31 protein-coding genes and 1 pseudogene are annotated in these 25,901 nt (G+C 38.9%); 20 read left to right on the top strand and 12 right to left on the bottom strand.

Annotation, left to right across the window (positions count from 1 at the left end; genetic code table 11):
• Nucleotides 1–117: 117 nt before the first annotated feature.
• The 4 genes from LIS78_RS16200 (at nt 118) to LIS78_RS16185 (ending at nt 1,623) form a co-directional block, all read left to right on the top strand.
• Nucleotides 118–390, top strand: a complete 273-nt coding sequence (locus LIS78_RS16200) for a hypothetical protein (RefSeq protein WP_195782698.1) — start codon at nt 118–120, stop codon at nt 388–390.
• 85 nt (nt 391–475) lie between these two features.
• A complete protein-coding gene (locus tag LIS78_RS16195) occupies nt 476–667 on the top strand; it encodes a hypothetical protein (protein ID WP_014459359.1) in 192 nt (63 codons plus the stop codon).
• A 42-nt stretch (nt 668–709) separates the two neighbouring features.
• Complete coding sequence (locus LIS78_RS16190; RefSeq protein ID WP_013057801.1) at nt 710–1,081, top strand: hypothetical protein; 372 nt, start codon at nt 710–712, stop codon at nt 1,079–1,081.
• Nucleotides 1,082–1,125: 44 nt separating this feature from the next.
• A complete protein-coding gene (locus tag LIS78_RS16185; protein ID WP_252283997.1) occupies nt 1,126–1,623 on the top strand; it encodes a GNAT family N-acetyltransferase in 498 nt (165 codons plus the stop codon).
• A gap of 257 nt (nt 1,624–1,880) precedes the next feature.
• On the opposite strand, the gene LIS78_RS16180 is transcribed toward LIS78_RS16185, so the two are convergent.
• On the bottom strand, nt 1,881–2,630 hold the full coding sequence (locus tag LIS78_RS16180) for a MerR family transcriptional regulator (RefSeq protein WP_195782700.1): 750 nt from the start codon (nt 2,628–2,630) through the stop codon (nt 1,881–1,883).
• 158 nt (nt 2,631–2,788) lie between these two features.
• Between LIS78_RS16180 and LIS78_RS16175 the strand changes: the two genes are divergently transcribed.
• A complete protein-coding gene (locus tag LIS78_RS16175; protein WP_195782701.1) occupies nt 2,789–3,241 on the top strand; it encodes a MarR family winged helix-turn-helix transcriptional regulator in 453 nt (150 codons plus the stop codon).
• A gap of 22 nt (nt 3,242–3,263) precedes the next feature.
• A complete protein-coding gene (locus LIS78_RS16170) occupies nt 3,264–4,871 on the top strand; it encodes an MDR family MFS transporter (protein WP_252283996.1) in 1,608 nt (535 codons plus the stop codon).
• Nucleotides 4,872–4,905: 34 nt separating this feature from the next.
• On the opposite strand, the gene LIS78_RS16165 is transcribed toward LIS78_RS16170, so the two are convergent.
• Nucleotides 4,906–5,058 (bottom strand): hypothetical protein, encoded by a 153-nt coding sequence (locus LIS78_RS16165; RefSeq protein WP_013057796.1) that lies wholly within the window; start codon nt 5,056–5,058, stop codon nt 4,906–4,908.
• A 25-nt stretch (nt 5,059–5,083) separates the two neighbouring features.
• Complete coding sequence (locus LIS78_RS16160) at nt 5,084–5,266, bottom strand: YolD-like family protein (protein WP_013057795.1); 183 nt, start codon at nt 5,264–5,266, stop codon at nt 5,084–5,086.
• 618 nt (nt 5,267–5,884) lie between these two features.
• On the opposite strand from LIS78_RS16160, the gene LIS78_RS16155 reads away from it, so the two are divergent.
• Both LIS78_RS16155 and cysI read left to right on the top strand, forming a co-directional pair.
• Nucleotides 5,885–7,693, top strand: a complete 1,809-nt coding sequence (locus tag LIS78_RS16155) for an assimilatory sulfite reductase (NADPH) flavoprotein subunit (protein WP_252283995.1) — start codon at nt 5,885–5,887, stop codon at nt 7,691–7,693.
• Between the two features lie 22 nt (nt 7,694–7,715).
• Nucleotides 7,716–9,437, top strand: coding sequence for an assimilatory sulfite reductase (NADPH) hemoprotein subunit (cysI, locus tag LIS78_RS16150; protein ID WP_195782704.1), 1,722 nt, complete (start codon nt 7,716–7,718; stop codon nt 9,435–9,437).
• A 50-nt stretch (nt 9,438–9,487) separates the two neighbouring features.
• On the opposite strand, the gene LIS78_RS16145 is transcribed toward cysI, so the two are convergent.
• Nucleotides 9,488–9,754, bottom strand: a complete 267-nt coding sequence (locus tag LIS78_RS16145) for a hypothetical protein (RefSeq protein WP_034650713.1) — start codon at nt 9,752–9,754, stop codon at nt 9,488–9,490.
• Between the two features lie 198 nt (nt 9,755–9,952).
• On the opposite strand from LIS78_RS16145, the gene LIS78_RS16140 reads away from it, so the two are divergent.
• Nucleotides 9,953–10,702 (top strand): SDR family NAD(P)-dependent oxidoreductase, encoded by a 750-nt coding sequence (locus LIS78_RS16140; protein ID WP_195782706.1) that lies wholly within the window; start codon nt 9,953–9,955, stop codon nt 10,700–10,702.
• 41 nt (nt 10,703–10,743) lie between these two features.
• Here the strand turns inward: LIS78_RS16140 and LIS78_RS16135 are convergent, their stop codons facing one another.
• Nucleotides 10,744–11,274: a GNAT family N-acetyltransferase gene (locus LIS78_RS16135; protein ID WP_252283994.1), complete on the bottom strand. Its 531-nt coding sequence runs from the start codon at nt 11,272–11,274 to the stop codon at nt 10,744–10,746.
• 235 nt (nt 11,275–11,509) lie between these two features.
• Nucleotides 11,510–12,514 (bottom strand): DUF3231 family protein, encoded by a 1,005-nt coding sequence (locus LIS78_RS16130; protein WP_209150085.1) that lies wholly within the window; start codon nt 12,512–12,514, stop codon nt 11,510–11,512.
• A 322-nt stretch (nt 12,515–12,836) separates the two neighbouring features.
• Here LIS78_RS16130 and LIS78_RS16125 point away from each other — a divergent pair, with 322 nt between their 5' ends.
• The 6 genes and pseudogenes from LIS78_RS16125 to LIS78_RS16100 all read left to right on the top strand — a co-directional run bounded on the left by LIS78_RS16125 (nt 12,837) and on the right by LIS78_RS16100 (nt 17,459).
• Nucleotides 12,837–13,631 carry an AAC(3) family N-acetyltransferase gene (locus LIS78_RS16125; RefSeq protein ID WP_195782709.1) on the top strand — a complete coding sequence of 265 codons (795 nt, stop codon included), beginning with the start codon at nt 12,837–12,839 and terminating at the stop codon, nt 13,629–13,631.
• 270 nt (nt 13,632–13,901) lie between these two features.
• A pseudogene (gene ystJ / locus LIS78_RS16120) lies at nt 13,902–15,133 on the top strand (NADP-dependent malic enzyme).
• Nucleotides 15,134–15,297: 164 nt separating this feature from the next.
• On the top strand, nt 15,298–15,603 hold the full coding sequence (locus tag LIS78_RS16115; RefSeq protein ID WP_252283993.1) for an antibiotic biosynthesis monooxygenase family protein: 306 nt from the start codon (nt 15,298–15,300) through the stop codon (nt 15,601–15,603).
• A complete protein-coding gene (locus LIS78_RS16110; protein ID WP_195782710.1) occupies nt 15,600–15,965 on the top strand; it encodes a hypothetical protein in 366 nt (121 codons plus the stop codon). Before LIS78_RS16115 ends, LIS78_RS16110 begins: the two co-directional genes overlap by 4 nt.
• Nucleotides 15,966–16,295: 330 nt before the next feature.
• Nucleotides 16,296–16,940: a hypothetical protein gene (locus LIS78_RS16105; RefSeq protein WP_195782711.1), complete on the top strand. Its 645-nt coding sequence runs from the start codon at nt 16,296–16,298 to the stop codon at nt 16,938–16,940.
• A gap of 99 nt (nt 16,941–17,039) precedes the next feature.
• Nucleotides 17,040–17,459, top strand: a complete 420-nt coding sequence (locus LIS78_RS16100; RefSeq protein WP_195782712.1) for an Rrf2 family transcriptional regulator — start codon at nt 17,040–17,042, stop codon at nt 17,457–17,459.
• 30 nt (nt 17,460–17,489) lie between these two features.
• On the opposite strand, the gene aimA is transcribed toward LIS78_RS16100, so the two are convergent.
• Complete coding sequence (aimA, locus tag LIS78_RS16095; protein ID WP_195782713.1) at nt 17,490–19,112, bottom strand: glutamate/serine transporter AimA; 1,623 nt, start codon at nt 19,110–19,112, stop codon at nt 17,490–17,492.
• A 347-nt stretch (nt 19,113–19,459) separates the two neighbouring features.
• On the opposite strand from aimA, the gene LIS78_RS31605 reads away from it, so the two are divergent.
• On the top strand, nt 19,460–19,543 hold the full coding sequence (locus LIS78_RS31605; protein ID WP_350495077.1) for a KxYKxGKxW signal peptide domain-containing protein: 84 nt from the start codon (nt 19,460–19,462) through the stop codon (nt 19,541–19,543).
• Here LIS78_RS31605 and LIS78_RS16090 read toward each other — a convergent pair.
• The 4 genes from LIS78_RS16090 to LIS78_RS16075 form a co-directional block, all read right to left on the bottom strand.
• Nucleotides 19,514–19,969 carry a hypothetical protein gene (locus LIS78_RS16090; RefSeq protein WP_014459377.1) on the bottom strand — a complete coding sequence of 152 codons (456 nt, stop codon included), beginning with the start codon at nt 19,967–19,969 and terminating at the stop codon, nt 19,514–19,516. The two genes, LIS78_RS31605 and LIS78_RS16090, sit on opposite strands and share 30 nt — an antisense overlap.
• A 239-nt stretch (nt 19,970–20,208) precedes the next feature.
• Nucleotides 20,209–20,661: a DMT family transporter gene (locus LIS78_RS16085; protein WP_209150081.1), complete on the bottom strand. Its 453-nt coding sequence runs from the start codon at nt 20,659–20,661 to the stop codon at nt 20,209–20,211.
• Nucleotides 20,662–20,673: 12 nt separating this feature from the next.
• On the bottom strand, nt 20,674–21,102 hold the full coding sequence (locus LIS78_RS16080; RefSeq protein WP_028409192.1) for a DMT family transporter: 429 nt from the start codon (nt 21,100–21,102) through the stop codon (nt 20,674–20,676).
• A gap of 70 nt (nt 21,103–21,172) precedes the next feature.
• Nucleotides 21,173–21,487 (bottom strand): ArsR/SmtB family transcription factor, encoded by a 315-nt coding sequence (locus tag LIS78_RS16075; RefSeq protein WP_013083854.1) that lies wholly within the window; start codon nt 21,485–21,487, stop codon nt 21,173–21,175.
• A gap of 295 nt (nt 21,488–21,782) precedes the next feature.
• On the opposite strand from LIS78_RS16075, the gene LIS78_RS16070 reads away from it, so the two are divergent.
• The 3 genes from LIS78_RS16070 (at nt 21,783) to LIS78_RS16060 (ending at nt 24,269) form a co-directional block, all read left to right on the top strand.
• Entirely contained in the window at nt 21,783–23,273 is a 1,491-nt protein-coding gene (locus tag LIS78_RS16070) for an MFS transporter (RefSeq protein WP_252283992.1), read from the top strand.
• Between the two features lie 286 nt (nt 23,274–23,559).
• Entirely contained in the window at nt 23,560–23,730 is a 171-nt protein-coding gene (locus LIS78_RS16065; RefSeq protein WP_013057775.1) for a hypothetical protein, read from the top strand.
• Between the two features lie 146 nt (nt 23,731–23,876).
• Nucleotides 23,877–24,269 (top strand): hypothetical protein, encoded by a 393-nt coding sequence (locus LIS78_RS16060; protein WP_064471847.1) that lies wholly within the window; start codon nt 23,877–23,879, stop codon nt 24,267–24,269.
• Between the two features lie 23 nt (nt 24,270–24,292).
• Here LIS78_RS16060 and LIS78_RS16055 read toward each other — a convergent pair whose 3' ends face one another.
• Nucleotides 24,293–24,649, bottom strand: coding sequence for a helix-turn-helix domain-containing protein (locus LIS78_RS16055; RefSeq protein WP_013057773.1), 357 nt, complete (start codon nt 24,647–24,649; stop codon nt 24,293–24,295).
• A gap of 267 nt (nt 24,650–24,916) precedes the next feature.
• Here LIS78_RS16055 and LIS78_RS16050 point away from each other — a divergent pair, with 267 nt between their 5' ends.
• Complete coding sequence (locus LIS78_RS16050; protein WP_013057772.1) at nt 24,917–25,900, top strand: asparaginase; 984 nt, start codon at nt 24,917–24,919, stop codon at nt 25,898–25,900.
• Nucleotide 25,901: the final 1 nt, after the last annotated feature.

The following is a 25,901-nucleotide window of genomic DNA, read 5'->3' as shown; positions in this document are numbered from 1 at the left end:
AGACTAAAGACAGGGCAAAACCGTGTTATAATGACCAAGTTGAGAGTTATAATAGAGAAAAACAGCATGATTACAAACAAGTAGATACATAACAAGGTAAGGATGGGAGAGATATATATGGCAGATGAGCTCAAAAAAATGCTAGATGACAAAGAAAAGGTGCAGCTTATTATCGCCGCTGTTGTCATGCTTGGAGGCCTGGTCGTTTTGTTGAAAAGCGTTGCAACAGGGCAGGCCATGGGTCAAAAATGGCTAGAAAGTAAAGGGAACGCAGACACAGATCTGTATCTTGAAACGGTAAAAAGCTACATACATCTGTATCAAATTGTGGGTGGCGTCATGTTTGGAGGAGGCCTTCTCACGTTACTTCGTGCTAAGCTAAAGAAATAAAGCGGCAGCAAAATAAAAGATCATAGTCCAAAAGAAGTATCATATCTTTTTAATAACTTAAAAAAATAGTGAAAAGGAGTTATGTATGAATAATGAAGAAAATACACCGGCTTATCATCTGTTTATGATGATAGGAGCGCTTGCTATGCTGATTTTTGGTGTTGTCGGTTTCTTTATTCAGTATCCTGCTACGTTAAGTTTTGTGATGTGTATTGGCGGAAGTATCATATTTTTGCTGCATTTATTTGAATATATGAAACCTAAAAATGAACTATAGCATCTTCAAACGAGGAAATCTAGAAGCAAAGGAAGATGAGAAATGCGTAAACACCGTACGTATGAAACGCTAGTTGATCTTTATCAAAAAAGCGCAAAAATTCATTATGAAATCGATTATCGAGATAAAAAATCTGTAAAAAAAGGCAACCGAGCTGCAGAAGATATGAAAAAAATTGCGCAGCTCATTCATTTATATTATCCAGGCATGCTGTTTGAGTTTGCAACACTGCTGACGAATCCTACTTATCGAATTGATCTATGGGCTGCACATCATATTTTAGAAATCATGAGCTATTCACCAATGCTTGAGGACAACGCGCTTTCCGTCATTGAACGCTACGCCGACGAAAATGATTTTACGGCTTTAGGAAATCGCATGTGGTTAGATCAGTGGAGAGAAAAACAGCGCTAAAATTGGGCTAAGCAAACAAGAATAACCAAAAGGAAGATAGGTATATGAGTTTACGTACATTAAAGAACGGTATAGGCGTCAGTATTCGAGAAGCAGCACCAAAAGACGCAGAGAAAATGATTGCTTTTTACAACCGGGTAGGAGGAGAAGGTGAGTTTCTTACACCTCTTTCAGAGTACGAACTGTTTTTATCTTCTGTAAAACAAGAGCAAAATTCTCTTATAGTTGTGGCTGAAAAAGAAGAGAAAATCATTAGTATTGCATCCATCACCTCCTCCCAAAACCCGCGTAATAAGCATGTGGGGACCCTCGGTATTGTAGTAGAGAAATCTTATAGCGGGCTAGGGTTAGGCAGACAGCTGATTGAATGGGCACATACGAATAAACAAACAAAAAAAATCGAACTTGTGACGCGAGAAGATAATCAAAGAGCTATTTCTTTATACAGGCAGCTAGGGTTTCAAACAGAAGGATTAAAAGAAAAAGACACCTATATAAATGGCGTGTACTATAATACAATGCTTATGGGTCTTCACTTATAAAAAGAGGCTGGGACAAAAGTATGTTAAGTGAATGAAAATCCGAACGATGAATCGTTCGGATTTTTTTATTGTGGTGATGAACATAGGCTTCATATAGGTAGGTGCTTCTAGCGGTTGGTTGGAGACTCAGCGCCCGCCCGCGGAAAGCGAAGCCTTGGACGGAAATCAACAGCGGCGAAACAAGAAGTTCAGATCATGTATGCCAATGGTTCGTCTTTAGATTGAATTGATATAGTTATATCTCACTCTCTTTTTGTTTATTGTTTTTTAGCGTCCGCAAATACACTCATCGCCTCGTTCATAAATTTGGCCAATCCTTTTCCATAGCGGTCAATGTTAGTTGTAAATCGCTCATCTTGCACATACATTTCTCCAAGACCTTTAAAGGCTTCTAATGAATACGTTCCAAAGTTCTCATTTAAAAATTGATACCATGTCGCAATAGCTTTTTGAGCTTCTGTAGAGGATGGTGACAGATCACGAAGCGAAGCTAAGTGAGTGTAGATACTTTCCCATTTGTTTGACATGTGCTGCTGTTCTTCTTGTGAGAAGCTTTTTACTTTTTCATTCGCTTCATCTACCCGCTGATTTCCCCAGCGCTTCCGTGCTTCTTCTTCGTATGGGTTATGCGAAAAATCCAGTCCTTTAAAACGCTCTTTTTCGTTCATTTCAATCGCTCCTTTTTCATATTGAATCGTTTTATCAATGGTTAAAATCATTTGATCGAGCCGACTGCGTTTTTCAATCAGCATGTTTTTTTGCAGTATCAATGCTTCTGTGCGATTAAACGTCGGGTCTGTTATAATCTCGTGAATTTGTTTTAAAGGGAAGCCAAGTTCTTTAAAAAATAATATTTGCTGAAGCATATCGAGATTAGCCGGTGAATAAAGCCGGTAGCCGGATTCACTAACGGCATCAGGTTTTAATAGCCCGATTTCATCATAGTGATGCAGCGTGCGGACGCTGATTCCTACTAAGTCAGCAACCTCTTTTATTTTTCTGTTCATTCTTTCATCTCCCTTCTGAAATCTACTATAAAATATAACGCAGCGTAAGGGTCAATACTAAAAAAGAAATAATTGACTTTTAGTTTATATGCATTTATATTTAATTAGCATTAACTATTTATAATATGAAATAAATAAGCAAGCCTGGAGGAATAGATGTGACAAAAAGCAATCAGTATCTTGGAGATATTCGTTCATCGCTTCAAGTGCTATTTGAAAAAATGCAGCCCGAAATGATGGAGAGCCTAAATGAGCATGAGATGACTCCTACGCAATTATTTGTTCTTTCTTATTTAAAGAAAGTAGGGAGCAGCAAGGTTTCTCAAATTGCGGAACTGATGGATGTTAAACCGAGCGCCGTGACTCTTTTAGTAGATCGTCTTGAACAACACAATTTTGTCGTAAGAGAACATAATAAAGAGGACAGACGAGTCGTTGATATTACCTTAACGGAGTTTGGGCATCGCAAGCTTGAAGATGTGCTGAATGGTCGAAAAGCCATTATGGACCGCTATCTTTTGCATTTAACAGAAGAAGAGCTTTCTATGATGGCTTCTATTACGAAAAAGCTTGCAACGTCAGCTGCTTCTTATAAAGATAAGCAGTATTAACAAAAAAGAGGAGAGACACACGATGGAAAATCAAAAAAATTCAAAGCGCACGCTCTTATTAATTGGGTTAATTATTGCGATGTTCTTTTCTGCACTTGATGGAACCATTGTCGGAACAGCTATGCCAAGAATCGTAGGAGACCTTGGTGGATTGAGCATGATGACATGGCTGACAACAGCCTATTTGTTAACGTCGACAACGGTTGTTCCGATTGCAGGGAAGCTCGCTGATTTAGTAGGACGCAGAGTAATTTATGTTACAGGACTTATTATTTTTATGGTTGCTTCTGCTCTATGTGGAATGGCAAATAATATGACAGAGCTTATTTTATTCCGTGCATTACAAGGAATTGGCGGCGGCGTCATGATGCCGATGGCAATGATTGTAATCGGTGATTTATTTACCGGAAAAGCACGAGCTAAATTTCAAGGAGTATTCGGAGGGATTTACGGTCTTGCTTCTGTCATTGGTCCACAAATTGGCGGATGGATTGTTGATTCACTGAACTGGAAATGGGTGTTTTACATCAACTTGCCGGTAGGGATACTCGCTACCGTTTTTATTGCGCTCGGACTTCAAGGAAAGAAACATACGGGACCTGTTAAATTCGATGTAGCCGGTATGTTCACAATGGTTATCGGAGTAGTGAGCTTGCTTCTGGCCCTGAGCTTTGGAGGAAAAGACTACGACTGGAACTCTTGGCAAATTATTAGTCTATTTACACTGGCTGTTGTTGGGATTATAAGCTTTATTATTGTGGAAACGAAAGCGAAAGAGCCGATTCTTCCGATGTATTTATTTAAGAACCGAACGTTTACGCTCTTAAATATCATTGGCTTTTTTATGAGCATTGGCATGTTCGGAGCCATTACATTTGTTCCGTTCTTTATGCAAGGAATCGTTGGAGTAAGCGCCTCAGAATCAGGTACCATTATGACGCCGATGATGATTTCAATGATTGTAACAAGTATTATTGGAGGACAGCTTGTTTATAAAGTTGGAATCAAGCCTCAAATTGTTACTGGTATGCTCATTATGGCAGGAGGGTTCTTTTTATTAACAACATTAGACCTTCACACTAGCAAGCTTGTTGCCACTTCTTATATGGCCATAATCGGTTTAGGAATGGGTCTTGTGATGCCAATTTTAACACTTGCTCTTCAAGAGAGCTTTTCAAAAGAAGAGCTCGGTGTGGTTACATCATCAAGTCAATTTTTCCGTTCAATTGGAGGAACGTTCGGTATTACTATCTTAGGAGCGGTAATGAATACAAAATCAGGTACGCTTCTTACTGACAAACTCGTTCCATATTTAAACACATTGCCTGCTCAAGCAAGTGCTTTTGCGGACGGGTTTAAAAAAGCGATTGATACGAATCCTGAGAGTGTGCTGCAGATGCTGTTTAGCCCCCAAGCGCTAAAGAGTATTCCAGCTGCGCTTTCAGACAGCATTGTGCCAATTTTGAAGACCTCGCTAATGAGCGCATTGCACAGCGTCTTTTTCATGGGCTTAGCTTTTATTATTTTAGGAGCGGTATGCACATTGTTCTTAAGGCAGATCAAGCTTTCAAATAAAAAAGCCGAAGAAAAACCAGAAGAAGGCATTGCTGAAGTAGAGCCATCACATTAAAAAAAGCGCACAAATTTGTGCGCTTTTTTCTATATTAACTAGTTGTTTCATTAGGCTTACGAAGAAAAGGGGATTGTTTAGACGTGTCATACGAAATTTGATCAAGCAAATACGTTAAATATAAGTTCAGTTCAAACCGATCTTCCGACACAAAATCTGTAAGCGCTTGCTTATTATCTTTCCACATGAGAATTCCTCCTTAATTTTACATACTAATGAATGGATTTAATATCAGAAAGCTGAAGGGAAACAACGGCTTCATTTTCGTCTTTTACGGATAGAATTTGCTGATGGAGATTTAAGTTGTGCACGCGGCCTTTGCACGTTTGCAACGTTCCATCTTTATAGTAAGAAACAGTTATCGTCCCACTTTTCGTTAATTCTCGTAAAAACATTCAAGAAGCCTCCTTAAAAAAGATTACCTGATTTAAAAGCCAGTCCTTTCATTTGAGATGAGCAAAAGGGAATTGTATGTACTGCAAGCTTCCCTTTATATTCTCCAACGTGTATGAATAGATCGAATAAAAGGTTGCTAGCCCACCTATAAACTGTCCTAAATTTCAGAATATACTGTCTTTTCCGTATAGTGTTTTTTAAAAGGATTAATGTTACATTTATTATGTAACATTCTGATGAGAAAGAAAACCGTTTCTACAAAACTTCTCTAAAAATTACAAAATATTCATATTCATGTGAAGGATGTAGAATGAACAAATATGGAAGGAAACGCGTTTATAAAAAACGTAACTAAAGCTTCAATCATTAATCATCTTAATACTAGTTATCAATTATATGTATTTTACTAATTTATTCTTCTCCGATAAAATGCAGGTAGACGAATTTGATAAGAATTTTCTAATGATTTATATAATTAAATTTGATATAATCTATAGGAATAATAATGTATGAAGGGAAACATCATTGATTAATTAGACACAGGTATTAAATGTTGTTGAAGATGATTCGTAAAAGCATACATATTTAAATTATATATTTTTGTGAGGTGGACAGTGTTGCAACTTAAGGTAGTAAACAGCCCTTTTAATCAAGAACAAGCAGATTTGCTTAATCGCCTTCTGCCGACATTAACAGAAGCTCAAAAAATGTGGTTGAGCGGTTATTTAACAGCAGCTCAATCTACGTCTGCCGAAGGAACGCCAGACGTTTCTACAGCAGCGCCTGCTCAAACGAAGCAGACAGTTTCAAAAGACGTAACGATTCTTTACGGATCACAAACAGGAAATGCTCAAGGACTTGCTGAAAATACAGGCAAAACGCTTGAAGCAAAAGGTTTTAATGTAACTGTATCTTCTATGAATGATTTCAAACCAAATAATTTAAAGAAACTTGAAAATTTATTAATTGTCGTAAGTACACATGGAGAAGGAGAGCCGCCTGATAATGCGCTATCTTTCCATGAATTTCTTCACGGCCGTCGAGCGCCAAAACTTGAGAATTTCCGTTTTTCTGTCTTGTCGCTTGGAGACAGCTCATACGAATTTTTCTGTCAAACAGGAAAAGAATTTGATGTGCGCTTAGCAGAACTTGGCGGTGAAAGACTGTATCCGCGCGTTGACTGTGATTTAGATTTTGAAGAGCCCGCAAATAAATGGCTTAAAGGTGTTATTGACGGATTAAGCGAAGCGAAAGGACATAGCGCTTCGGCAGCTGTTCCAGCGGAAGCTCCTGCAGGAACCTCACCGTATTCAAGAACAAATCCTTTTAAAGCAGAAGTGCTTGAGAACTTAAACTTAAACGGCCGTGGATCAAATAAAGAAACGCGACACTTAGAACTATCTTTAGAAGGTTCAGGTTTGACGTATGAACCAGGAGACAGTTTAGGTATTTATCCTGAAAATGACCCGGAGCTTGTTGATCTTCTTCTCAACGAATTCAAGTGGGATGCAAGTGAAAGTGTAACGGTTAATAAAGAAGGAGAAACGCGTCCTCTTAGAGAAGCGCTAATCTCTAATTTTGAAATTACGATTTTAACAAAACCGCTTTTAAAGCAAGCAGCTGAGCTTACTGGAAACGATAAGTTAAAAGCACTTGTAGAAAATCGCGAGGAGTTAAAAGCATACACACAAGGCCGTGATGTGATTGACTTAGTCCGTGACTTCGGCCCATGGAACGTATCGGCACAAGAGTTTGTAGCCATTTTACGTAAAATGCCAGCGCGCCTTTACTCGATTGCAAGCAGCTTATCAGCAAACCCTGATGAAGTTCATCTAACAATTGGAGCTGTACGCTACGAAGCGCATGGACGCGAGCGTAAAGGTGTTTGTTCAGTCCTATGTTCAGAGCGTTTGCAGCCAGGCGATACGATTCCTGTATACCTTCAAAGCAATAAAAACTTTAAGCTTCCTCAAGATCAAGAAACGCCAATTATTATGGTAGGACCTGGTACAGGTGTGGCTCCGTTCCGCTCATTTATGCAAGAGCGTGAAGAAACAGGAGCAAAAGGCAAGTCATGGATGTTCTTTGGAGATCAGCACTTCGTAACAGACTTCCTTTACCAAACAGAATGGCAAAAGTGGTTAAAAGATGGCGTACTGACAAAAATGGACGTGGCGTTTTCACGCGATACAGAAGAAAAAGTATACGTGCAAAACCGTATGCTCGAACATAGTAAAGAATTATTCCAATGGTTAGAAGAAGGCGCATCTTTTTATGTGTGCGGAGATAAAACAAATATGGCACGCGACGTGCACAACACGCTAGTTGAAATTATCGAAACAGAAGGCAAGATGAGCCGTGAACAGGCGGAAGGTTACCTTGCTGAAATGAAGAAACAAAAACGTTATCAGCGTGATGTATACTGAGGATTGAAAGGAGATTTTCAACATGGTAAACAAAATTTTAAAAGCGCCCGAAGGTCCTCCAAGTGACGTTGAGCGCATAAAAGATGAAAGTAATTATTTGCGGGGTACATTAGGAGAAACAATGCTAGACCGCATAAGCTCAGGTATTTCTGAAGACGATAATCGTTTGATGAAGTTCCACGGAAGCTACTTGCAAGATGACCGAGATCTTCGTAATGAACGTCAAAAACAAAAGCTAGAGCCAGCTTACCAATTCATGCTTCGCGTCCGTACGCCAGGCGGTGTTTCAACACCAGAACAGTGGCTAGTGATGGATGATTTAGCACAAAAATACGGAAATGGAACGTTAAAGCTGACAACTCGTCAGGCATTCCAAATGCACGGAATTTTAAAGTGGAACATGAAGAAAACGATTCAAGAAATTCATGCTTCTTTATTAGATACAATTGCAGCTTGCGGAGATGTAAACCGTAACGTAATGTGCAATCCGAATCCGTATCAGTCAGAAGTACACGCTGAAGTATTCGAATGGTCAAAAAAATTAAGTGATTACTTATTGCCTCGTACAAGAGCGTACCACGAACTTTGGCTAGATGAAGAGAAAGTGATCAGCACACCGGAAGTGGAAGAAGAAGTAGAACCAATGTATGGTCCGCTCTATTTGCCAAGAAAGTTCAAAATTGGCGTAGCTGTTCCACCTTCTAACGATATTGACGTGTATTCACAAGACCTTGGCTTTATTGCCATTTTAGAAGACGAGAAACTTGTTGGATTTAACGTAGCAATCGGCGGCGGTATGGGTATGACGCACGGAGATAAAGCAACATACCCTCAGCTTGCAAAAGTGATTGGGTTCTGTCGACCTGATCAAATTCTAGAAGTAGCTGAAAAAGTCATTACGATTCAACGTGATTATGGAAACCGCTCTGTGCGTAAAAATGCGCGTTTTAAATACACGGTTGATCGTCTTGGATTAGAAACGGTAAAAGAAGAGCTTGAAAATCGTCTGGGCTGGAGCTTAGACGAAGCAAAATCTTATCACTTTGATCATAACGGAGACCGCTACGGCTGGGAAAAAGGTGTAAAAGGAAAATGGCACTTTACTCTTTTTGTTCAAGGTGGACGTATTGCTGACTTTGAAGACTATAAGCTTATGACGGGTCTTCGTGAAATTGCAAAAGTTCATAGCGGTGATTTCCGTTTAACGGCCAATCAAAATTTAATTATCGCGAACGTATCAACTGAAAAGAAAAAGCAAATTAGTGACCTCATCGAACAATATGGATTAACTGACGGCAAGCATTATTCGGCTCTTCGCCGCAGCTCATTAGCTTGTGTATCGCTTCCAACTTGTGGGCTTGCGATGGCAGAAGCTGAGCGTTATCTCCCAGTTCTTCTTGAGAAAATCGAAGCAATTGTGGATGAAAACGGCCTTCGTGATAAAGAAATCACGATTCGTATGACGGGCTGTCCTAACGGCTGTGCACGTCCTGCTTTAGGTGAAATTGCTTTTATTGGTAAAGCACCGGGCAAATACAATATGTATCTTGGAGCAGCATTTGATGGCAGCCGCTTAAGCAAAATGTACCGTGAAAATATCAGTGAAGAAGAAATTTTAAATGAACTGCGCGTCTTACTTCCTCGCTATGCAAAAGAGAGAGAAGAAGGCGAGCACTTTGGTGACTTTGTCATCCGCGCTGGAGTAATCGAAGCTGTAACAGACGGCACGAATTTCCACGCATAATACGTATGAAAGGACCTTTCTAAACTTACAGAAAGGTCCCTTTTTCTATTTTAGTATTCTCTAACAAATACAGCTACTCCAAATACCCCTAATCTTTCAGCAGTAATTTGTTCAAAGCCGTTGTCAAGTAAACAATGTGCTGCAGTTCGGTAGCGCTGACCTTGAGCTAACAAGCGTCCGCAAGGATTTGCGCTGCCGATTACTGTTGCTTCTACGACAGTACGAGGAGCTTGTCTATCCAAAGGATTTCGCTCCCACAGAATTGTCACTACATCCGGAGGACGTGGGATAGATACATTACCTGTGTGTTCATGCATAGCCATCACCTCCTTACACTATAGTAAATGCAAAAAATGACAGACTGCTTGTACACACGCTGATTTTTATAAAAAAAGGCGTTCAACTACGCCTACATTAACTATTTTCCTAGCAATAAAGCGTTTAATAGAAAAGGCTAGTAGAAAAAAAGAATGCTATAATATAAAAGGGACTAATTTTTTCCAAGGAGGGAGAACATGCAGCAAAAACGAATAGCGGTTATTACAGGGGGAGCAAGCGGAATAGGTAAAGAGACTGCTTTAAAGTTTGCGCATAAAGGAGACGCGGTGGTCATTGCTGATTATGATGAAGGGAAAGGCAAAGAGACGCTTCAACAAATTGAAGAAGCTGGAGGCAGCGCTTTATTTGTGCAAACGGACGTCACAAAGTTTGAAGAAGTGGAAGCACTGATTGAAGAAACTGTGAACCGCTTCGGGCGAATTGATGTTATGTTTAACAATGCAGGTATTGGACGCCCTACATCTATTTTAGATCAAGACTTAGAAGAATATCACCGTATTATTAATGTGAATCAGCACGGCGTTACATATGGGATTATGGCAGCGGGCAGGAAAATGAGAGAGTTAGGTATTAAAGGCGTCATTATCAATACGGCATCTATTTTTAGCTTCTTAGCCTCACCAGGTACCTATGCCTATCACGCAACGAAAGGAGCTGTTGTGATGATGACAAAATCAGCTGCGCTAGATCTCGCTAAATACGGTATTCGCGTCGTCGCCATTGCGCCAGGATTTGTTGATACGCCCATTATTCAAGGCTATAAAGACAACGGTATGATTGAAAGAATGAAAGCTAAAACGATGAGCAGAGAGCTTACTACACCAAAACAAATTGCAGATATGGTTTATTTGCTTTCCTTAGAAGAAGCGGGAGCTGTAAACGGTAGCGTCATCATGGCTGATGATGGGTATGCAGCATTTAAATAAAACGAAAAAGGATTCTTTTTAAGAAAAGAATCCTTTTTTTGTTATGTAGAAGGCAGGGAGCTATAAACAAACGTATCGTGAGCTTTTCCGTTTTGATACATATAGTTTTTTAACACTCCTTCTTTTTGAAACCCAAGCTTTTCAAGCACATGCTGCGATGCTTTGTTTTCAAGAAACACAACAGCTCCAATCCGCACTAGCTGAAGGGTATCAAATCCATAAGTCATAACAGCCGAAGCAGCTTCCGAAGCATAGCCGTGACCCCAGTGCTGAGGGTGGAGCTCATAGCCAATTTCGGCGCGCTTATGCTTTTGGTTCCACTGATTAAATCCAACTGTCCCAATTAATTCACCCGTATCGAGCCGTTCAATTCCCCAGCGCATGCCTTTTTGATTTCTGTAATTTTCAGCAAAAATATCAATTAGCACTAAAGCTTCTTGGATAGTTTTGAATTTTTCTTGCCCGTAATATTTGATAACTTCCTCTTGAGAGAAGCAGTCAAAAATATCATCTGCATCAGCTTCTGTTATTTCACGCAGTGTAGTGCGAGGTGTAAGAAGAATAGGGAACATACTTTTCTCCTTTCTATTTTATATAGAAAGATTTCGGCAGCTTGGAAAAAATCCCTTTTATTTTATTTTTTTGTTATAAATAAGTAGAAGTATGAGCTAAACGACTGAGAAGAAAAGAGGAAGAGCTTCTAAATAACGCAAATAATTGTTACATAGTAGTATTCAAAACAGTATACTAAAAAAACAAATAGAGCTAGCTGCACGTCCAGCAGCTAGCTTTCTTGTAAGAAAGAACCTATTTTTTAGTTAACTGATTGCGATCTTCAATTTGAGGAGGCTCTTCAAGCCACCCGTTTTGAATCATAATTTTGCCGCCTTCTTTCGCCAAACTGTAAATGTCTTTTGCAAGCTGGAGCATCTTTAATGGCAAATCACTTCTTAAACTAAAGGCTCCTCCTAAAGCATTACTTCCCAGACCGAACGTACTCAAAAGACTCGTATTGTACATCATCAGCTTATCTGAAAAAGGAGGAACGGTTGAATTCGTCGCTTTTCCGGCATGAGTAGCGGGGGGTTCTATGTAGCTATGGCGTAAAATATCACCTAGTTCTGTTTCAATTTTTTTCGAAAGCTTCATACCCCTGACAAAATGCTGCTGTGCCTCTTTGCTGTTGGCCACTTGAGCAAAACCAATCATCAGCTGCATTCCTACAAGATTTGTATCAACAGCATGTTGAATAAGTGACACTTCAATGGTATTAAGAGATCTTTTTTCGCTAAGCCAACTTAACCCTCCGATATAATTTTGTTCGTGGACAAACCGAACTTCTTTTGGCATCGAAACGTAAGGTGGCTTTGCGATAACGCCGGTTTCTAATAATATCTGAGTAGATTGATTGTATATGTGCTGCGCTTCTGCTGTTGCCTCTACGAAGAAATTTCGGACATCTTCTCGGTAAGACATGGTCGAATGCAAAGCAAACAGTCCTGTTTCAATTTGAGACATTAAGCGTATATACATGACTTCGAACATGTGGTCATATAGTTTAGGAACTCCTACATTCACGTCATCTTTCGTAAAACCAATTGGGATAACAGCGCCATCGTTCTCAAATATTTCTTTAATTCGCTCTACGCTTTTTAAAGATCGGCTATAATACAGCTCAAAAAGTTCTTTGTAATCTTGTTTATCTTCCAGAAAATATTCTAGAAACCTCAAAATCATCGTTTTTTCCTGATAAGTCATCCATAAGTTAGCAAGCTCCGAGGACGTGAGCGGCGGAAGTTTTGATGTGCTCATTGTACACATTCCTCCTGAAAGTAGTGATAGGTAAATAAGTATTGTATAGCTTCATTAGTATTTCTTTTATTTATAGGAATATTCTTCTTTTTAATTTATTAAAAATCTTCATTAGCCGTTATTATAGTAAGATAGTTGAAAGAAGTAAACCTTACCAACAAGTCAGTTGTGTGATAACTGATATGAATAAAACTAAGTTTTTCTATTACTTTAAATAATTTGACAATTGATGTTATTCTTACTATTATGGAAACATAAGTTTTACATATATTGCTAGAGTTCGGCAACACATTCTAGCAGCACTATAAGTAAGGAGCTTACGATGAAGCACATTGTCCAAGCAACAGATCATCCTAGAACGAAAGACACATTAAAAGAAGATTTACGCAGGTTAGGCATAACAAAAGGGATGACTATCATGGTTCATTCTTCGCTATCTTCATTAGGGTGGGTAAACGGAGGTTCAGTAGCCGTTGTTCAAGCTTTAATGGAGACAGTGACAGAGGAAGGAACTATCATTATGCCGTCACAGTCGGTCGATCTTTCGGATCCATCAGAATGGGGCAATCCGGCTGTGCCAAAAGAGTGGTGGGAAAATATTCGGGAAACGATGCCTGCATATGATCCAGCCCATACCCCAACAAGCGGGATGGGAAAAATTGTGGAAACGTTTCGAACATACCCTGGCGTAAGAAGAAGCAGCCATCCAATGTATTCATTCGCTGCTTGGGGAAAGGACAGCGAAGACATCTTAAGAGATCATCCCCTTGAATTTAGTTTAGGCGAAAATTCTCCTCTTGAAAGGCTTTACAAAAAACATGCCTTTGTTTTATTATTAGGTGTCGGGTTTGGGAACAATACTTCTTTTCATCTAGCAGAATATCGTATTCCATATCGAAATGTGATTCAAAAAGGATCTCCAGTTATGGATGCAGGAAAGCGAGTATGGAAGACGTATAAAGAATTAGAGTTTCGAGAAGAGCTGTTTGAAGAGATAGGTGAAGCGTTTATTGAAGCAAAAGGAATAAACGCTGAAAAAGTCGGTTCAGCACGTGCATACTTCTTTTCAATGCCTAAAGCCGTCGATTTTGCTGAAACGTATTTGAAAGCGCTATAGTGAGCGGTTGTATGCTTTCTAAGTTGTCTGTATATCAGACAACTTAAAGTGAGACAAACATGAGTCGCCGCCGCGTCTAGACTTTATATTAACAAAGCGCAAAAGTGGTTTAAGCAAGATAGTTTACTTTTTATATTCCTTGTTTCATAATGGCACTTGTCAGTGAATTTATTCGGTCAGGTTGTCTTACAATTATGGAGATGAAAAGCAAGTGTTAAATAAATTCATTAAAAAATTTAAATGTATAGAAAAAAAGGAGAGAATACAATTATGTCACTACGTGATCAAGCACTACATATGCATCAAGAAAAACAAGGTAAGTTAGAAGTTAAATCAAAAGTTGAAGTTCAAAACGCTCAAGATTTAAGCTTAGCTTACTCTCCGGGAGTAGCAGAACCTTGTAAAGAAATTCATGAACATCCAGAAACGGTGTATGATTACACAATGAAAGGAAACATGGTCGGCGTTGTGACAAATGGTACCGCTGTTCTTGGTCTTGGAAACATCGGACCTGCGGCTTCACTTCCCGTTATGGAAGGAAAAGCAATTTTATTTAAAAGCTTTGCAGGCGTAGATGCATTCCCAATTACACTTGATACAACAGATACAGATAAAATTGTGGAAACTGTGAAATTAATGGCTCACACATTCGGAGGCATTAACTTAGAAGATATCGCAGCTCCACAGTGCTTTGAAATTGAAGAGCGCCTGAAAAAAGAAGTAGATATTCCTGTGTTCCATGATGATCAGCACGGCACAGCAATCGTAACAGTAGCAGGACTTGTAAATGCATTAAAATTGTCAATAAATCAATGAAAGACTTAAAAATCGTCTTAAACGGAGCAGGAGCTGCCGGCATTGCCATTACAAAGCTGCTTTATTCTTACGGCGTACGTGACATGATTATGTGTGATACAAGAGGTGCTATTTATGAAGGCCGCTCTCAAGGTATGAACAAAGTGAAAGCTGAAGTGGCTTCTTATACAAACGTAAACAAAGAAAGCGGTACACTAAGCGATGTAATTAAAGGCGCAGATGTATTTATCGGTGTATCTGCAGCGGATGCATTATCTCAAGAGATGGTTAAATCAATGAATGAAGATGCAATTATCTTTGCGATGGCAAATCCTAATCCAGAAATCAAGCCGGATGCTGCAAAAGAAGCAGGAGCGGCTGTTATTGGAACAGGTCGTTCAGACTTCCCTAACCAAGTAAATAACGTTCTTGCATTCCCTGGAATTTTCCGCGGTGCGTTAGACGTTCGCGCTACTCATATCAACGAAGAAATGAAAAAAGCTGCCGTTGAAGCAATTGCAGCCCTTATTACAGAAGAAGAGCTAAACGCAGATTACGTTATCCCTGGACCATTTGATCCTCGCGTAGCGCCAGCTGTAGCAGAGTCTGTAGCAAAAGCGGCAATGGATTCAGGCGTTGCCCGCATTACAATTGATCCAGCACGTGTAAAAACACATACAGAACAATTAACAAAAATCGAAAACTAATAACGGATAAAAAAGCCCTTTGAAACGCTGTTTCAAAGGGCTTTTTATGTTAAAGAACTGCTGTAACCGCAGTGAAATCTAAACGTAACACCATTTCATCTCCCATATGATGTACAATAAAGAGAAAAGAACCCAGGTTTTGTATCATAAAGGGAGGAACAAAGATGTACACCGTATTTTCAACATTTAATGTACCGGATGAAAAAGCTGAAGAAGTGATTGGAATTTATAAAAATCGTTCAAAATCAGTCGACGAGGCTCCAGGATTTGTAGACTTTCTACTTCTTCAAAACGATAAGCGAGCAGGGGAGCTCACCGTTCAGCTTACATTTGATACAAAAGAGAATTATTTAAGCTGGGTACGAAGCGAAGATTTCAAGCGTGTTCATGATTTAGAGAAAAAGTACCCTGATCAAGAACTGGCAGCCGTCATCCCAAAAGTTTCTCAGTACAAAGTGGTGGCACGATGAGTTCACTTCCCGTTAATAAGATCGTCGAAAGAGTAACGGAGAAAATCTACGAGTTAGAACCTTCTTTGCTCGAAAAATTCGGAGAGCGCGGCAAAGAAAGATGCCATGAGGACAATCATTACCATATGAAGTATCTTGAGACAACATATAAGTTAGACAACCTGCAAATTTTTACGGACTATGCCTTATGGTTAAACAATTTACTCACAAGCCGAGGCATGAAAACACAGCATATAATTGATAATTTTAATTTTGTACAAGAAGCGCTGTTCGAACTAGATAATTATGGTGATAAACAAGTACAGGCGTATGTGACTTACTTAGAAGAAGCAAATCATATACTGAAGCAACAGCAGCTTTAAAAAGAGGCTAGGACTAAAGTGTTTTAGTTGAAGGGAAATCCGAACGGGTTGGATTCTTGATAGAGAATCCAACCCGTTCGGATTTTTTCATGGGTAGGATGAACGTAGGTTTCCTGTATGTAGTAGCTGCTTCTAGCTGTTCATTGGAGGGCAAGGCGAAGACTCCCAAGGAAAGCGAATTCTGGCACGGAAATCAACTGCGGTGTAACAAGCAGTCCAGTTCATGTATCCAATTTGTTGGCCTTTAGATTGGATTGATGTAGTTATGTCTCACTTTTTTGTTTCACATATGTATAAAGGTGGAAATAAAAAGAAAAAAGGAGAATACATATGCAAAAACAGCTAACAAAAGGAATCCTGTTCTTAATTACTCTATGTATAATTGTGAGTGCGGCAGCTTGTTCAGGTGAACCAGCTAACAAGACAAAATCTGATAATCATAAAGCAGAGGAAAAACCAATTGAAGACCGTCAAGAATTGACAAAGCTACAGCAGTATTCGAGCGACCCAGACATTAAAAAGGGGAAAGAAGAAGATTTTGACTTGATCGGTACGTTAAAAAAAGACGCCGAAAAAGAAATGACGCTGAATATAGATGGTCAACTCGTTAAAGTACCAAAAAGCTCGGGGATGGAAGTGGAAGGCTCAAATCTAAAAGATATGATCAATAAAGAAGTGGAAGCTGAAATTAACGCAGCTAAACAAGAAGCAACGAGTATTGAACTAACTCCAAAAGCAAAAGCAGACAAAAATGGCGTGTATGAACGAGACGGAAATGAACGTAAAATTGTGGGTACTTTCGTAGAAGAAAGCAAAAAACATATAACGGTAAAAGTTTCAAACGGCAAAAAAACGTATCAAAAAAGCGCAGACTTTGAGAAAGAGGGGAAGGGCAGTTTAAAAGAAAAGACGGTATACCTTGAAATCAACTCAGCTAACGAAGTAGAAAGTATAGAAAAAGAAGACCGTGAATAAATAAAGCTACAGTTCTTCTTTCCCTCCTTGCTCTCTTGACTTTTCGAACTGTGTCACTTAACGTTACAGTAGAGAAAGAAAAAAGGTGGTTTATGGAAGATGAACAGTGAATTTACCATTGCCGTGCACAGCTTAGTGTTCCTAGCAAATTTACCAGATCACCGAGCAAGTAGTGAATCGATTGCTTATAACATCTGTACCAATCCTGCACGGGTTCGGAAAATAATGAGTACACTCAGAAAAAACAACTTTGTTCGGACAAAAGAAGGGCTAGGTGGCGGTTATACTTTAGGCTGCAGTCCTGCTGAAATAAGTCTTGGGTTGATTTACCGAGTTATATCGACAGGAACGCTGAAGCCTCACTGGTGCAGCGGCGACCCTGACGCTGACTGTATTGTGAAATCAAACATTCAAACAGTGATGGACGACATTTTTACAGAGAGTGAGCAAAGCGTAATCAGGCATTTAGATCAAATTACGATCGAAGACGTGCTGAAAAAAGTTAGAACTGCTCACTAAAAAGCACCTTGCATGAGCAAGGTGCTTTTGTTATGACTCTTTAGAAGCGGCTGTTTCAGCCGCTGCTGCTTTTAAGCCGTCATTTACTTTTCTTCCATTCTCTAAATACTCCGTTTTGAAGCCGCTTCTTAAAGCCCATGTGTAGAAAAGAAGAGAAACAACAACAATAATTCCCATATCCCATCCGTATTTAATGACATTAAGGCCGCCAAACTTTTCACTTCCAAGCCATGAAATAGTCATCATACACAGTAAGTATACAACCATCCATACGCCGCCTTTGAAGTTCTGGCGAAAGCCTTGCCATTTAGCTTTTGCTTGATAATAAAAATAAATAGGAAGACCGATTAAAATAATAAACAAAACTTGTCCAGTTAGCGGCCAGCGCGCCCAATATAGCGTTAAAGAAGCAAAAATAAAGCCGAGCGGCGCAATAATGCTTAATCCTTTTAAACGAAGGGGACGATATAAATCGCTGCCAGTTCGTCTTAGCGTCATAACCGTAACAGGACCTGTAATGTAAGAGATAAGCGTAGCGACTGAAATAATTTCAGCAAGCACGCCCCAGCCCCGAAATAAAAACAAAAAGACAAGAGAAACAGCTAAGTTAAAAAACATGGCTTGACGCGGAACACCATAAATAGGATGAAGGCGTCCTAGAACACTTGGCAAATATTTATTTTGTTCCATACCATAAATCATTCGAGCAGTAGTAGCTGTATACGTAATACCTGTTCCGGATGGTGAAACAAACGCATCTGCATACAGGACAATTACAAGCCAGTTAATGTTAAGCGCAATGGCTAAATCTGCAAATGGAGAGTTAAAATTTAAATGACTCCATCCCTTCGCAATATCAGAAGGATTTACTGCCCCGATAAAAGCAATTTGAAGAAGCAAATAAATGACTGTAGCCACTAAAATTGAGCCTACCACCGCAATCGGAATAGCTCTTCCAGGATTCTTTGCTTCTCCAGCCATATTAATGGGGCTTTGAAAGCCGTTAAAAGCGAACACAATTCCAGACGTAGCAACAGCTGTTAGCACACTAGCCCAGCCGTTTGGTGCGATGCTGCTTCCAGAAGTGAAGTTCTCGCCGTGAAAGCCTACAAATAAAAGTGCTCCAATTGTAAGTCCCGGTATAACAATTTTAAAAATAGTGATTAACGAGTTGGCCTTCGAAAACAACCCAACTGTCCAATAATTCAGTAAAAAGTAAATAATCAATAGCACAGTAGCGATAGCTAATCCTTCGCCAGTTAACGTTCCTTTTTCTACGAGGTGGCTTGTCCACTTTGCCCATTCCCAAGGCCACGAGCTCATATACTGTACAGAAGCTACTGCTTCGACTGGAATAACGGATACAATCGCAATCCAGTTTGCCCAAGCAGCAATAAAACCAATAAACGAACCGTGTGAGTACTGCGTATACTTGACCATCCCGCCGGCTTCGGGAAACATGGATCCTAATTCACTGTAAGAAAGTGCAATAAATAAAATAACGACCATTCCAATGACCCATGATAAAATAGCAGCCGGTCCTGCAATTTGAGCTGCTCGCCACGCTCCAAATAACCAGCCGGAACCAATAATTGATCCGAGTCCCGTCATGGTTAACGCGAATGTTCCCATTCTTCGATGTAAATTGTTCATCTGACTAACACCTTTCATGTAAAATAAGTCTTTCATTTAAACGTTGTTGCTTTATTATTATTATTCTGAAATCTTTGGTTGTCAACTTTTGTCGTTACATGCAGTTCTTAATACCTATTGATTTCCAGTTATGCAGGACAGCTATCCTCAACCTTTCTGTCACGGTAATTAAAGCGCTTTACTTTCTTTTTCATCCTACAGGAAACCCTACAGAAATAGATAAAAACCGACAAAAAGTTATCAAGTTCATACTTTATGCACTAGCAATATGAAAAAATTAGGGGATAAGTGGTAGTTGTATTCCCTAAAAATGTGAAGAGAAAACACGCTTCATAATAAAGCCCCTTTTGAATAGAGGAATAAATACCTTCAAAAGGGGGAAGAATTGGCTTTTTGGATCTTTATCTTTCTTGATGTTTATACTCGAGTAGTTTTACGACGTTTTCTACATCATTTTCAGCAGAAAGTTCGTTGATATTCACTTTATAAATAAGCGTATCCGTTGCAAAAAATTCATCTTCTCCCTCAGGTTTTACTTTTAAGTTTAAGATTTTCACCCTCACAATATGAGTGAACTTACCGCCTTTACCGGGCTGTATTTCACCCATTTGTATCCCGATATCATCTTTTTTAATCGGGCGAACTTTTACTTTTTTATGCTGTTTACCGTAAACCTTCTCATAATGAGAAGTAATATCTTGATGTACCCAAGGTTCAAGAGATTGATAAATAAAATCTTTTACAACAGGCTGACTTACGTGTGATTCTATATTTTCTTCTGGTATATTTTCTTCTGCGGAAATGGAAAGCGTAAAACAAAAAAAGACAAATGCTGCTAAAAATAAAAATTTTCCCACGAAAAAACCCACCTTACCTGTTCGTTTATGTAGCCGATTTTCTAGATCTGCATCTTTATCTTTTGAACAAAGACAGGAAGGTATGCACAATTTTTTGTGGAATTTACCTTATTAAAAATTAATTTAGTTTAAATAAAATATGTTCTAAATAATTGATTGAAAATTCAAATGCGGTTTACGTACAAAAAATAGCCAAGTGCGCCTTTCCATAGGGACACTTGGCTATTTTCATGATCATTTTATACTGCTGTTTTCTTATTGCCTTTAAAAATAAAATAAAGAGCTAATAACATAAATGCTACACCAATCCAGCGGGATAGATCAAAGGGTACTTCCTTGCTTCCAAACCAGCCAAAATGGTCAATAATCATACTTGCAAATAACTGACCGATAACAGTTGAGATATTAGCTGCTGTTACACCAATTTTAGGTACAGCTAAAACAGTTAGAAATAAATAAGATGCTCCGAATAAAGCGCAGGTAAGCTGCCATTTAGGGACATCAAAAACAGAGAGAATGTTTCCTTGACCAAAGAATACAACGACAATCGTTAAAATCATGGCACCTGTCGCAAAGGTTAAAAAAGCTGTTTCAAACGTACCTGTTTTTTTACTTAGTGTGCCGTTAATAGAAGACTGAGCGCTTAGCGTTAATCCTCCTATTAGGGTAAGTATCACCATCACTAAACTCATCGTAAAACCCTCCTAGAAAATAAGTACAAGCGCAATTCCCATACATACAATAGCCATTACGCGTTCTTTGTTAATTTTAATTTTGCTGCTGCCAAGCCAACCAAAATGCTCAATGATCATGCTTGTAATCATTTGGCCCACAATAACAGCAACCATTGAAACGCCAATTCCGATAAAGGGGATACTAATCACTAGAATTGTTAAATAAACCGTACCTAATAAACCGCCGGTTAAATTCCACTTAGGCGCTTTTAAGACGTAAGGTAAATCTCCCTTTCCAGCAAATAAAGTGGTCAGACCTAAAATGAGCGTTCCCATGATAAAAATATAATAACTGCTTTCAAGTTTTCCCACTGTTTTTCCGAGTTCTCCGGCAATAGCGCCTTCCATACTTAAAGCAGCGCCGCCTAGAACCGCAACCAAATAAACCAACAACTTCACGTTTATCACTCCAATATTTCTTCATATTTGTATATCTAGAAAAATAGATATACTTAGTGAAAAAAACTCGTTAAAGTTTTTTTCGTAAGAATGAAGAAAGCTCTTGAAGCGTTTCTTCATTTCGGCGATAGTATGTCCATTGACCGTGCCGAATTGACTCTAACAAACCTGCTTTTTGCATCATGGAAAGATAACTGGACACTGTAGACTGAGACAGCTGAGCTTTTTCCTGAATATCTCCCACGCAAACACCGCCTCTGCTGCTGACCTCCTTAGGCAAATGTGCTTGTTTGTCTTTAAAATGCTTTTCAGGTTCTTTTAACCACTCCAATATATTTAATCGAGTTTCATTAGATAATGCTTTAAAGATATCAATAGGTTTCATACTTATTATTTTATTCGTCACAGCTCAGATGTCAAATGTTCAAGTTTGCATTTTATAGTTGAATAACAAGCAATGGGTTGAATTATAACAGCTGTGAAAAAAAAGTCAACTTATAATAGAGTATAAAGAAGAACGTTTTACCCAGTCATTTTTCTATTTATATGATCAAAAAGTATCTTATTCTTTTGAGTAGAAAAGGTGACATATTCCTTATTTTTCAAGGGGTAGTTTAGTAAAATAGAAAAAAGTGAATAACAAAAGAAGCTAGTCTATTTACTCAGGGGGAGGGCTGCATATGCAAGGGAAAACAAAACAAGTGCGCTTTCGTAATATGGTAGCGTATGGATTTGGGGATTTGTTTGGCGGAGGATCCTTTTTTATTATCGGCACATTATTTATGGTTTTTTTAACGGATGTAGTCGGGCTTTCTCCTGTAGAAGCAGGAACGATTGTAGCTCTTGGAAAAGTGTGGGATGCTTTGTTAGATCCAACCATTGGGTACATATCTGATCATCTTCAGACAAAAAAAGGACGAAGAAGAGTCTTTTTTCTTTTTGGAATCATTCCAGTTGCCATCACGTTCAGTATGCTGTGGATTCCTATTGAAGGCTCGCATATGTTCAAATACACCTATTTTATCTTAGCCTATCTTTTATTTAACACGGCGTTTGGTATGGTCATGGTTCCTTACAATACGCTAGCAGCAGAAATGACTACAGATTATAGTATTCGTTCGAAAATGACGGGAATACGCATGGTCTTTTCACAAGGCGCTTCATTTTTAGGCGCTTTCTTCCCAAAACGAATCATTGATGAATTTCCAGGTGGACAAGGGTATTTAATCATGGGAATTATCTTTGGTCTTCTTTTTGCTCTTCCATGGATTTTTGTCTACAAGGGAACATGGGATAGCGGAGAAGTAGTGAAACGAAAAAAGCAAAACGGATTTTGGTTAGAATTCAAGCAGCTTTTCATCAGTTTTGGAAGTGCATTTAAAAATAAGTCGTTTAACGTGTATCTTGCCATGTATTTAGCATCTTACATTGCAATGGATGTATTTAATGCTCTTTTCTTTTATTTTATTGCCTATTACATGCTGCGCGAAGCTATTTATGCAGACACCCTAAGCTTTGTGCAAATTACACAAGTGCTATTTATTCCTCTTGTTACGTACATAGCCATTAAGTTAGGAAATAAATTAACCTATAACTTCAGCATGATCATTTGGGGAACGGGCATTGTTTTATTCAGTTTCCTAACAACAGATAGCTCGTTAGTTCTTATTTATCTAGCAGCATTTTTCTTAGGAAGCGGTCATTCTGGAGCGATTATGATTCCATGGAATGTACTGCCGTTCGTATCAGATGTAGATGAAATGATTACGACAAAAAGAAGAGAGGGCGTGTATGCAGGGCTGATGTCGTTTATTCGAAAATCTTCTCAGGCGCTTGCGATTTTTCTTGTTGGTGTTGCCTTAAAGAATATTGGTTATGTACCAAACGCCGAGCAGTCAGCGTCTACGCTAGCCGGCTTACAAAAGCTGTTCATGATTGTACCTGCTATTTTGATTCTCGCTGGAATTATCGCAACCATATGGTTTAAAATAAGTCCGGAAAATCACAAAATCTTATTAGCTGAAATTCAAAGAAGAAAAAAGGGAGGCCGAGCGAAAGACGTTACTCCTGAAGCGCAAGCGGTTTGTGAAAGTTTAACGGGTTATAAATACGAACAGCTTTGGAAAGACGTAACCATTTCAAAAGAAATTCGAGATAAAACGGTTGTGTAACCTTGAACTTCGCGAAAAAGCGCAAAATTTTCCGCGCAAACATTCGCTAATTATATCCAATAAGAAACTTCCTCTGACGTATTGCCTTTTGACAAGAAAAGAAATTCTCCTGTCTATCGACTCATTTTTCAGGTGAATTTTAGAAAGGAAGGATTTCTTACCATTAAAGATGTGCAATTTGGCACGTCTTGATAGGGTGGATTGTACAACTTATAATAAAACTATAAACTAGCCACAGGCGCTTTCAAGGCGCAGGTATAAATTAGAAAGAAGGAAGGTACAGTTTATGCCAATTCGATATGTTTGTCCACAATGCCAAGGAGCCGGTAAGAAATTTGGATTTATAAAGTGCAAAGTGTGCAACGGCGAAGGAAACATTATCATGTCTTCTAATGAGCCAGATCCAACTAAAAATAAAAAATTAAAATCATCTTCTAAACAAGACAAAGCAATGTAAGCTATTGCTAGTAAAGGTATGTATGAACCCCGCTTTTCTGTAAAAAAGCGGGGTTTTCTGCTAGACAGACAAACGCTTTTCTTATGATACAATAAAATGAAAATCGCTAAAATAAGGGATAGGGAACTGAAAGAAGAGGGAGATAGATGGAATACATCGCAAAACAATTTACGCCGCAGTTAGAACAACATATACATACAGTTGAAAGATCTATGCAAGAACTTCTCAAATCAATATATGCACAATATAAAGAAGCTTTTGAAAAAAAAGGGATGGAGCTTTCTGTAGGTGTGATCCGTGAAGGAGAAAATCCTTTTCAGCCCGGTTACCACGCCACTATTCAAGTGGGTATTTTGGAAAAAGATGAGTTTTTAGACGGTCTTTTTATTCCTGTCTGGCACTGTGTACGCACGTTTTGGGGCATCCGTTCTTCGAGGAAGCTCCCAGGCAGCAAGATAACCGGAGAGCTGGTGGAAGAAACAGAAGAGGAAATAACAAAAGAAGTAGTAGGCTATTTAGAAATGCAGCTAGAAGATTAGAAGCACTCTGCTTCTAATCTTCTTTAAATTGAAGAAGGTGCAGTTTCTTTTTCAATTTGTCTTTTAGCACGAATAAAAGCCGTCAGCTGCTGAATTTCTTCTTGAGATAGTTCCGCACCGTCAACCGTAATCGTATGAGTTTGAGGCGATGTTAATTCGATGGGTGCATCTGAAAGAGAATGAGGTTCCTTTTCCTTACCTAGCAAGTAGTCTGTTGATGTATCAAATAGTTCTGCGATTGTAACGAGTGCTTCAAGAGAAGGACGACGATAGCCAGATTCGTATCCTGCGTAGGTGCTTTTAGCAATTTCAAGCTGGTCAGCTGTATATTGAAGAGACCATTTTTTTTCTTTCCTGAGTTGAGCTAATCTGCTTAACATTCATGACGCTCCTTTGTAGGTGTAGTATGTAAAAAACCGAGGCATTCAGCTCGCGCGCAGATCTTTGTAATCAAACCGTGAGCTAATTTACATTTTTATTCATTATATCATTGCTGCAGAGAAAAGTGTACGCGAAACGAATAATTTTTCTCTTGATTTATTGATTTTTGGTTACTATAATTACAGGTGAAGTACGCGAAATGAATATAATTTATTTGATAGATTGTCAGGTTTTTTTACAAAAATTAAGCAAAGGGGATGTCGGTTTTGAAAAAACTATTATTGTTATCAACTGGTGGAACGGTCGCTTCACTTGAAGGTGAAAATGGACTTGTTCCTGGAATGGAGCCAGATCAATTACTAAGCTACATACCTGATTTAAATGAACACTGTCAAATTGACAGCAAATCTCTTATGAATCTTGATAGTACAAATATGCAGCCAGAATGTTGGATAGAGATGGCAAAAGCGATTGAAGAGCATTATAATGAATACGATGGTTTTGTTATCACCCATGGAACTGATACAATGGCCTACACATCGGCAGCTCTTTCTTACATGCTTCAGCATTCTAAAAAACCAATTGCGATTACAGGATCTCAAATTCCTATTTCATTTAGTAAAACGGACGCGAAGCGCAATATTGCAGATGCGATTCGCTTTGCTTGTGAAGAAACAGGCGGAGTCTATGTAGTCTTTGACGGTCGTGTGATTCAAGGCACAAGAGCAATCAAGCTTCGTACAAAAAGCTATGATGCATTTGAAAGCATTAATTATCCATACGTGGCGTCTATCCATGATAATACGGTGGAATATACAAAACCCGTTCGCTCTAGTAAAGAAGAGTTGACGGTTAATACATCTCTTTGTACGGATGTAGCAGTTGTTAAACTGTTTCCCGGCATTAAACCTGAATTTTTCGATGGATTAAAGGATGTATATCAAGGCGTTGTTGTTGAAAGCTATGGAAGTGGAGGTATTCCATTTCAAGTTCGCAACATTTTAGCCAAGCTTGTTGAGTTAACAAACCACGGTGTATCCGTTGTCATTACGACTCAGTGTCTTGAAGAAGGAGAAGACATGGGCATTTATGAAGTAGGCCGAATGATTAATCATGACAGCGTCGTGCGCTCAAAAAACATGAACACAGAAGCCATTGTTCCTAAATTAATGTGGGTGCTCGGACAAACGAAAGACCCTCACCAAGTTAAAAAGATGATGGAAACGTCGATTGCAGAAGATATTAATTAAA

The sequence above is a fragment of the Priestia megaterium genome (genome assembly GCF_023824195.1).
Taxonomy (GTDB): Bacteria; Bacillota; Bacilli; order Bacillales; family Bacillaceae_H; genus Priestia; species Priestia megaterium_D.
The sequence above is the reverse complement of the archived record's forward strand: the minus strand, read 5'-3'. Positions and strand labels throughout refer to the sequence as shown.

Excerpts from the sequence above, each read along its gene's own strand:
- LIS78_RS16200 (WP_195782698.1), top strand. The coding sequence starts at position 118 with ATGGCAGATGAGCTCAAAAAAATGCTAGATGACAAAGAAAAGGTGCAG.
- LIS78_RS16195 (WP_014459359.1), top strand. The coding sequence starts at position 476 with ATGAATAATGAAGAAAATACACCGGCTTATCATCTGTTTATGATGATA.
- LIS78_RS16190 (WP_013057801.1), top strand. The coding sequence starts at position 710 with ATGCGTAAACACCGTACGTATGAAACGCTAGTTGATCTTTATCAAAAA.
- LIS78_RS16185 (WP_252283997.1), top strand. The coding sequence starts at position 1,126 with ATGAGTTTACGTACATTAAAGAACGGTATAGGCGTCAGTATTCGAGAA.
- LIS78_RS16180 (WP_195782700.1), bottom strand. The coding sequence starts at position 2,630 with ATGAACAGAAAAATAAAAGAGGTTGCTGACTTAGTAGGAATCAGCGTC.
- LIS78_RS16170 (WP_252283996.1), top strand. The coding sequence starts at position 3,264 with ATGGAAAATCAAAAAAATTCAAAGCGCACGCTCTTATTAATTGGGTTA.
- LIS78_RS16165 (WP_013057796.1), bottom strand. The coding sequence starts at position 5,058 with ATGTGGAAAGATAATAAGCAAGCGCTTACAGATTTTGTGTCGGAAGAT.
- LIS78_RS16160 (WP_013057795.1), bottom strand. The coding sequence starts at position 5,266 with ATGTTTTTACGAGAATTAACGAAAAGTGGGACGATAACTGTTTCTTAC.
- cysI (WP_195782704.1), top strand. The coding sequence starts at position 7,716 with ATGGTAAACAAAATTTTAAAAGCGCCCGAAGGTCCTCCAAGTGACGTT.
- LIS78_RS16145 (WP_034650713.1), bottom strand. The coding sequence starts at position 9,754 with ATGCATGAACACACAGGTAATGTATCTATCCCACGTCCTCCGGATGTA.
- LIS78_RS16140 (WP_195782706.1), top strand. The coding sequence starts at position 9,953 with ATGCAGCAAAAACGAATAGCGGTTATTACAGGGGGAGCAAGCGGAATA.
- LIS78_RS16135 (WP_252283994.1), bottom strand. The coding sequence starts at position 11,274 with ATGTTCCCTATTCTTCTTACACCTCGCACTACACTGCGTGAAATAACA.
- LIS78_RS16130 (WP_209150085.1), bottom strand. The coding sequence starts at position 12,514 with ATGAGCACATCAAAACTTCCGCCGCTCACGTCCTCGGAGCTTGCTAAC.
- LIS78_RS16125 (WP_195782709.1), top strand. The coding sequence starts at position 12,837 with ATGAAGCACATTGTCCAAGCAACAGATCATCCTAGAACGAAAGACACA.
- LIS78_RS16115 (WP_252283993.1), top strand. The coding sequence starts at position 15,298 with ATGTACACCGTATTTTCAACATTTAATGTACCGGATGAAAAAGCTGAA.
- LIS78_RS16110 (WP_195782710.1), top strand. The coding sequence starts at position 15,600 with ATGAGTTCACTTCCCGTTAATAAGATCGTCGAAAGAGTAACGGAGAAA.
- LIS78_RS16105 (WP_195782711.1), top strand. The coding sequence starts at position 16,296 with ATGCAAAAACAGCTAACAAAAGGAATCCTGTTCTTAATTACTCTATGT.
- LIS78_RS16100 (WP_195782712.1), top strand. The coding sequence starts at position 17,040 with ATGAACAGTGAATTTACCATTGCCGTGCACAGCTTAGTGTTCCTAGCA.
- aimA (WP_195782713.1), bottom strand. The coding sequence starts at position 19,112 with ATGAACAATTTACATCGAAGAATGGGAACATTCGCGTTAACCATGACG.
- LIS78_RS16085 (WP_209150081.1), bottom strand. The coding sequence starts at position 20,661 with ATGAGTTTAGTGATGGTGATACTTACCCTAATAGGAGGATTAACGCTA.
- LIS78_RS16075 (WP_013083854.1), bottom strand. The coding sequence starts at position 21,487 with ATGAAACCTATTGATATCTTTAAAGCATTATCTAATGAAACTCGATTA.
- LIS78_RS16070 (WP_252283992.1), top strand. The coding sequence starts at position 21,783 with ATGCAAGGGAAAACAAAACAAGTGCGCTTTCGTAATATGGTAGCGTAT.
- LIS78_RS16065 (WP_013057775.1), top strand. The coding sequence starts at position 23,560 with ATGCCAATTCGATATGTTTGTCCACAATGCCAAGGAGCCGGTAAGAAA.
- LIS78_RS16060 (WP_064471847.1), top strand. The coding sequence starts at position 23,877 with ATGGAATACATCGCAAAACAATTTACGCCGCAGTTAGAACAACATATA.
- LIS78_RS16055 (WP_013057773.1), bottom strand. The coding sequence starts at position 24,649 with ATGTTAAGCAGATTAGCTCAACTCAGGAAAGAAAAAAAATGGTCTCTT.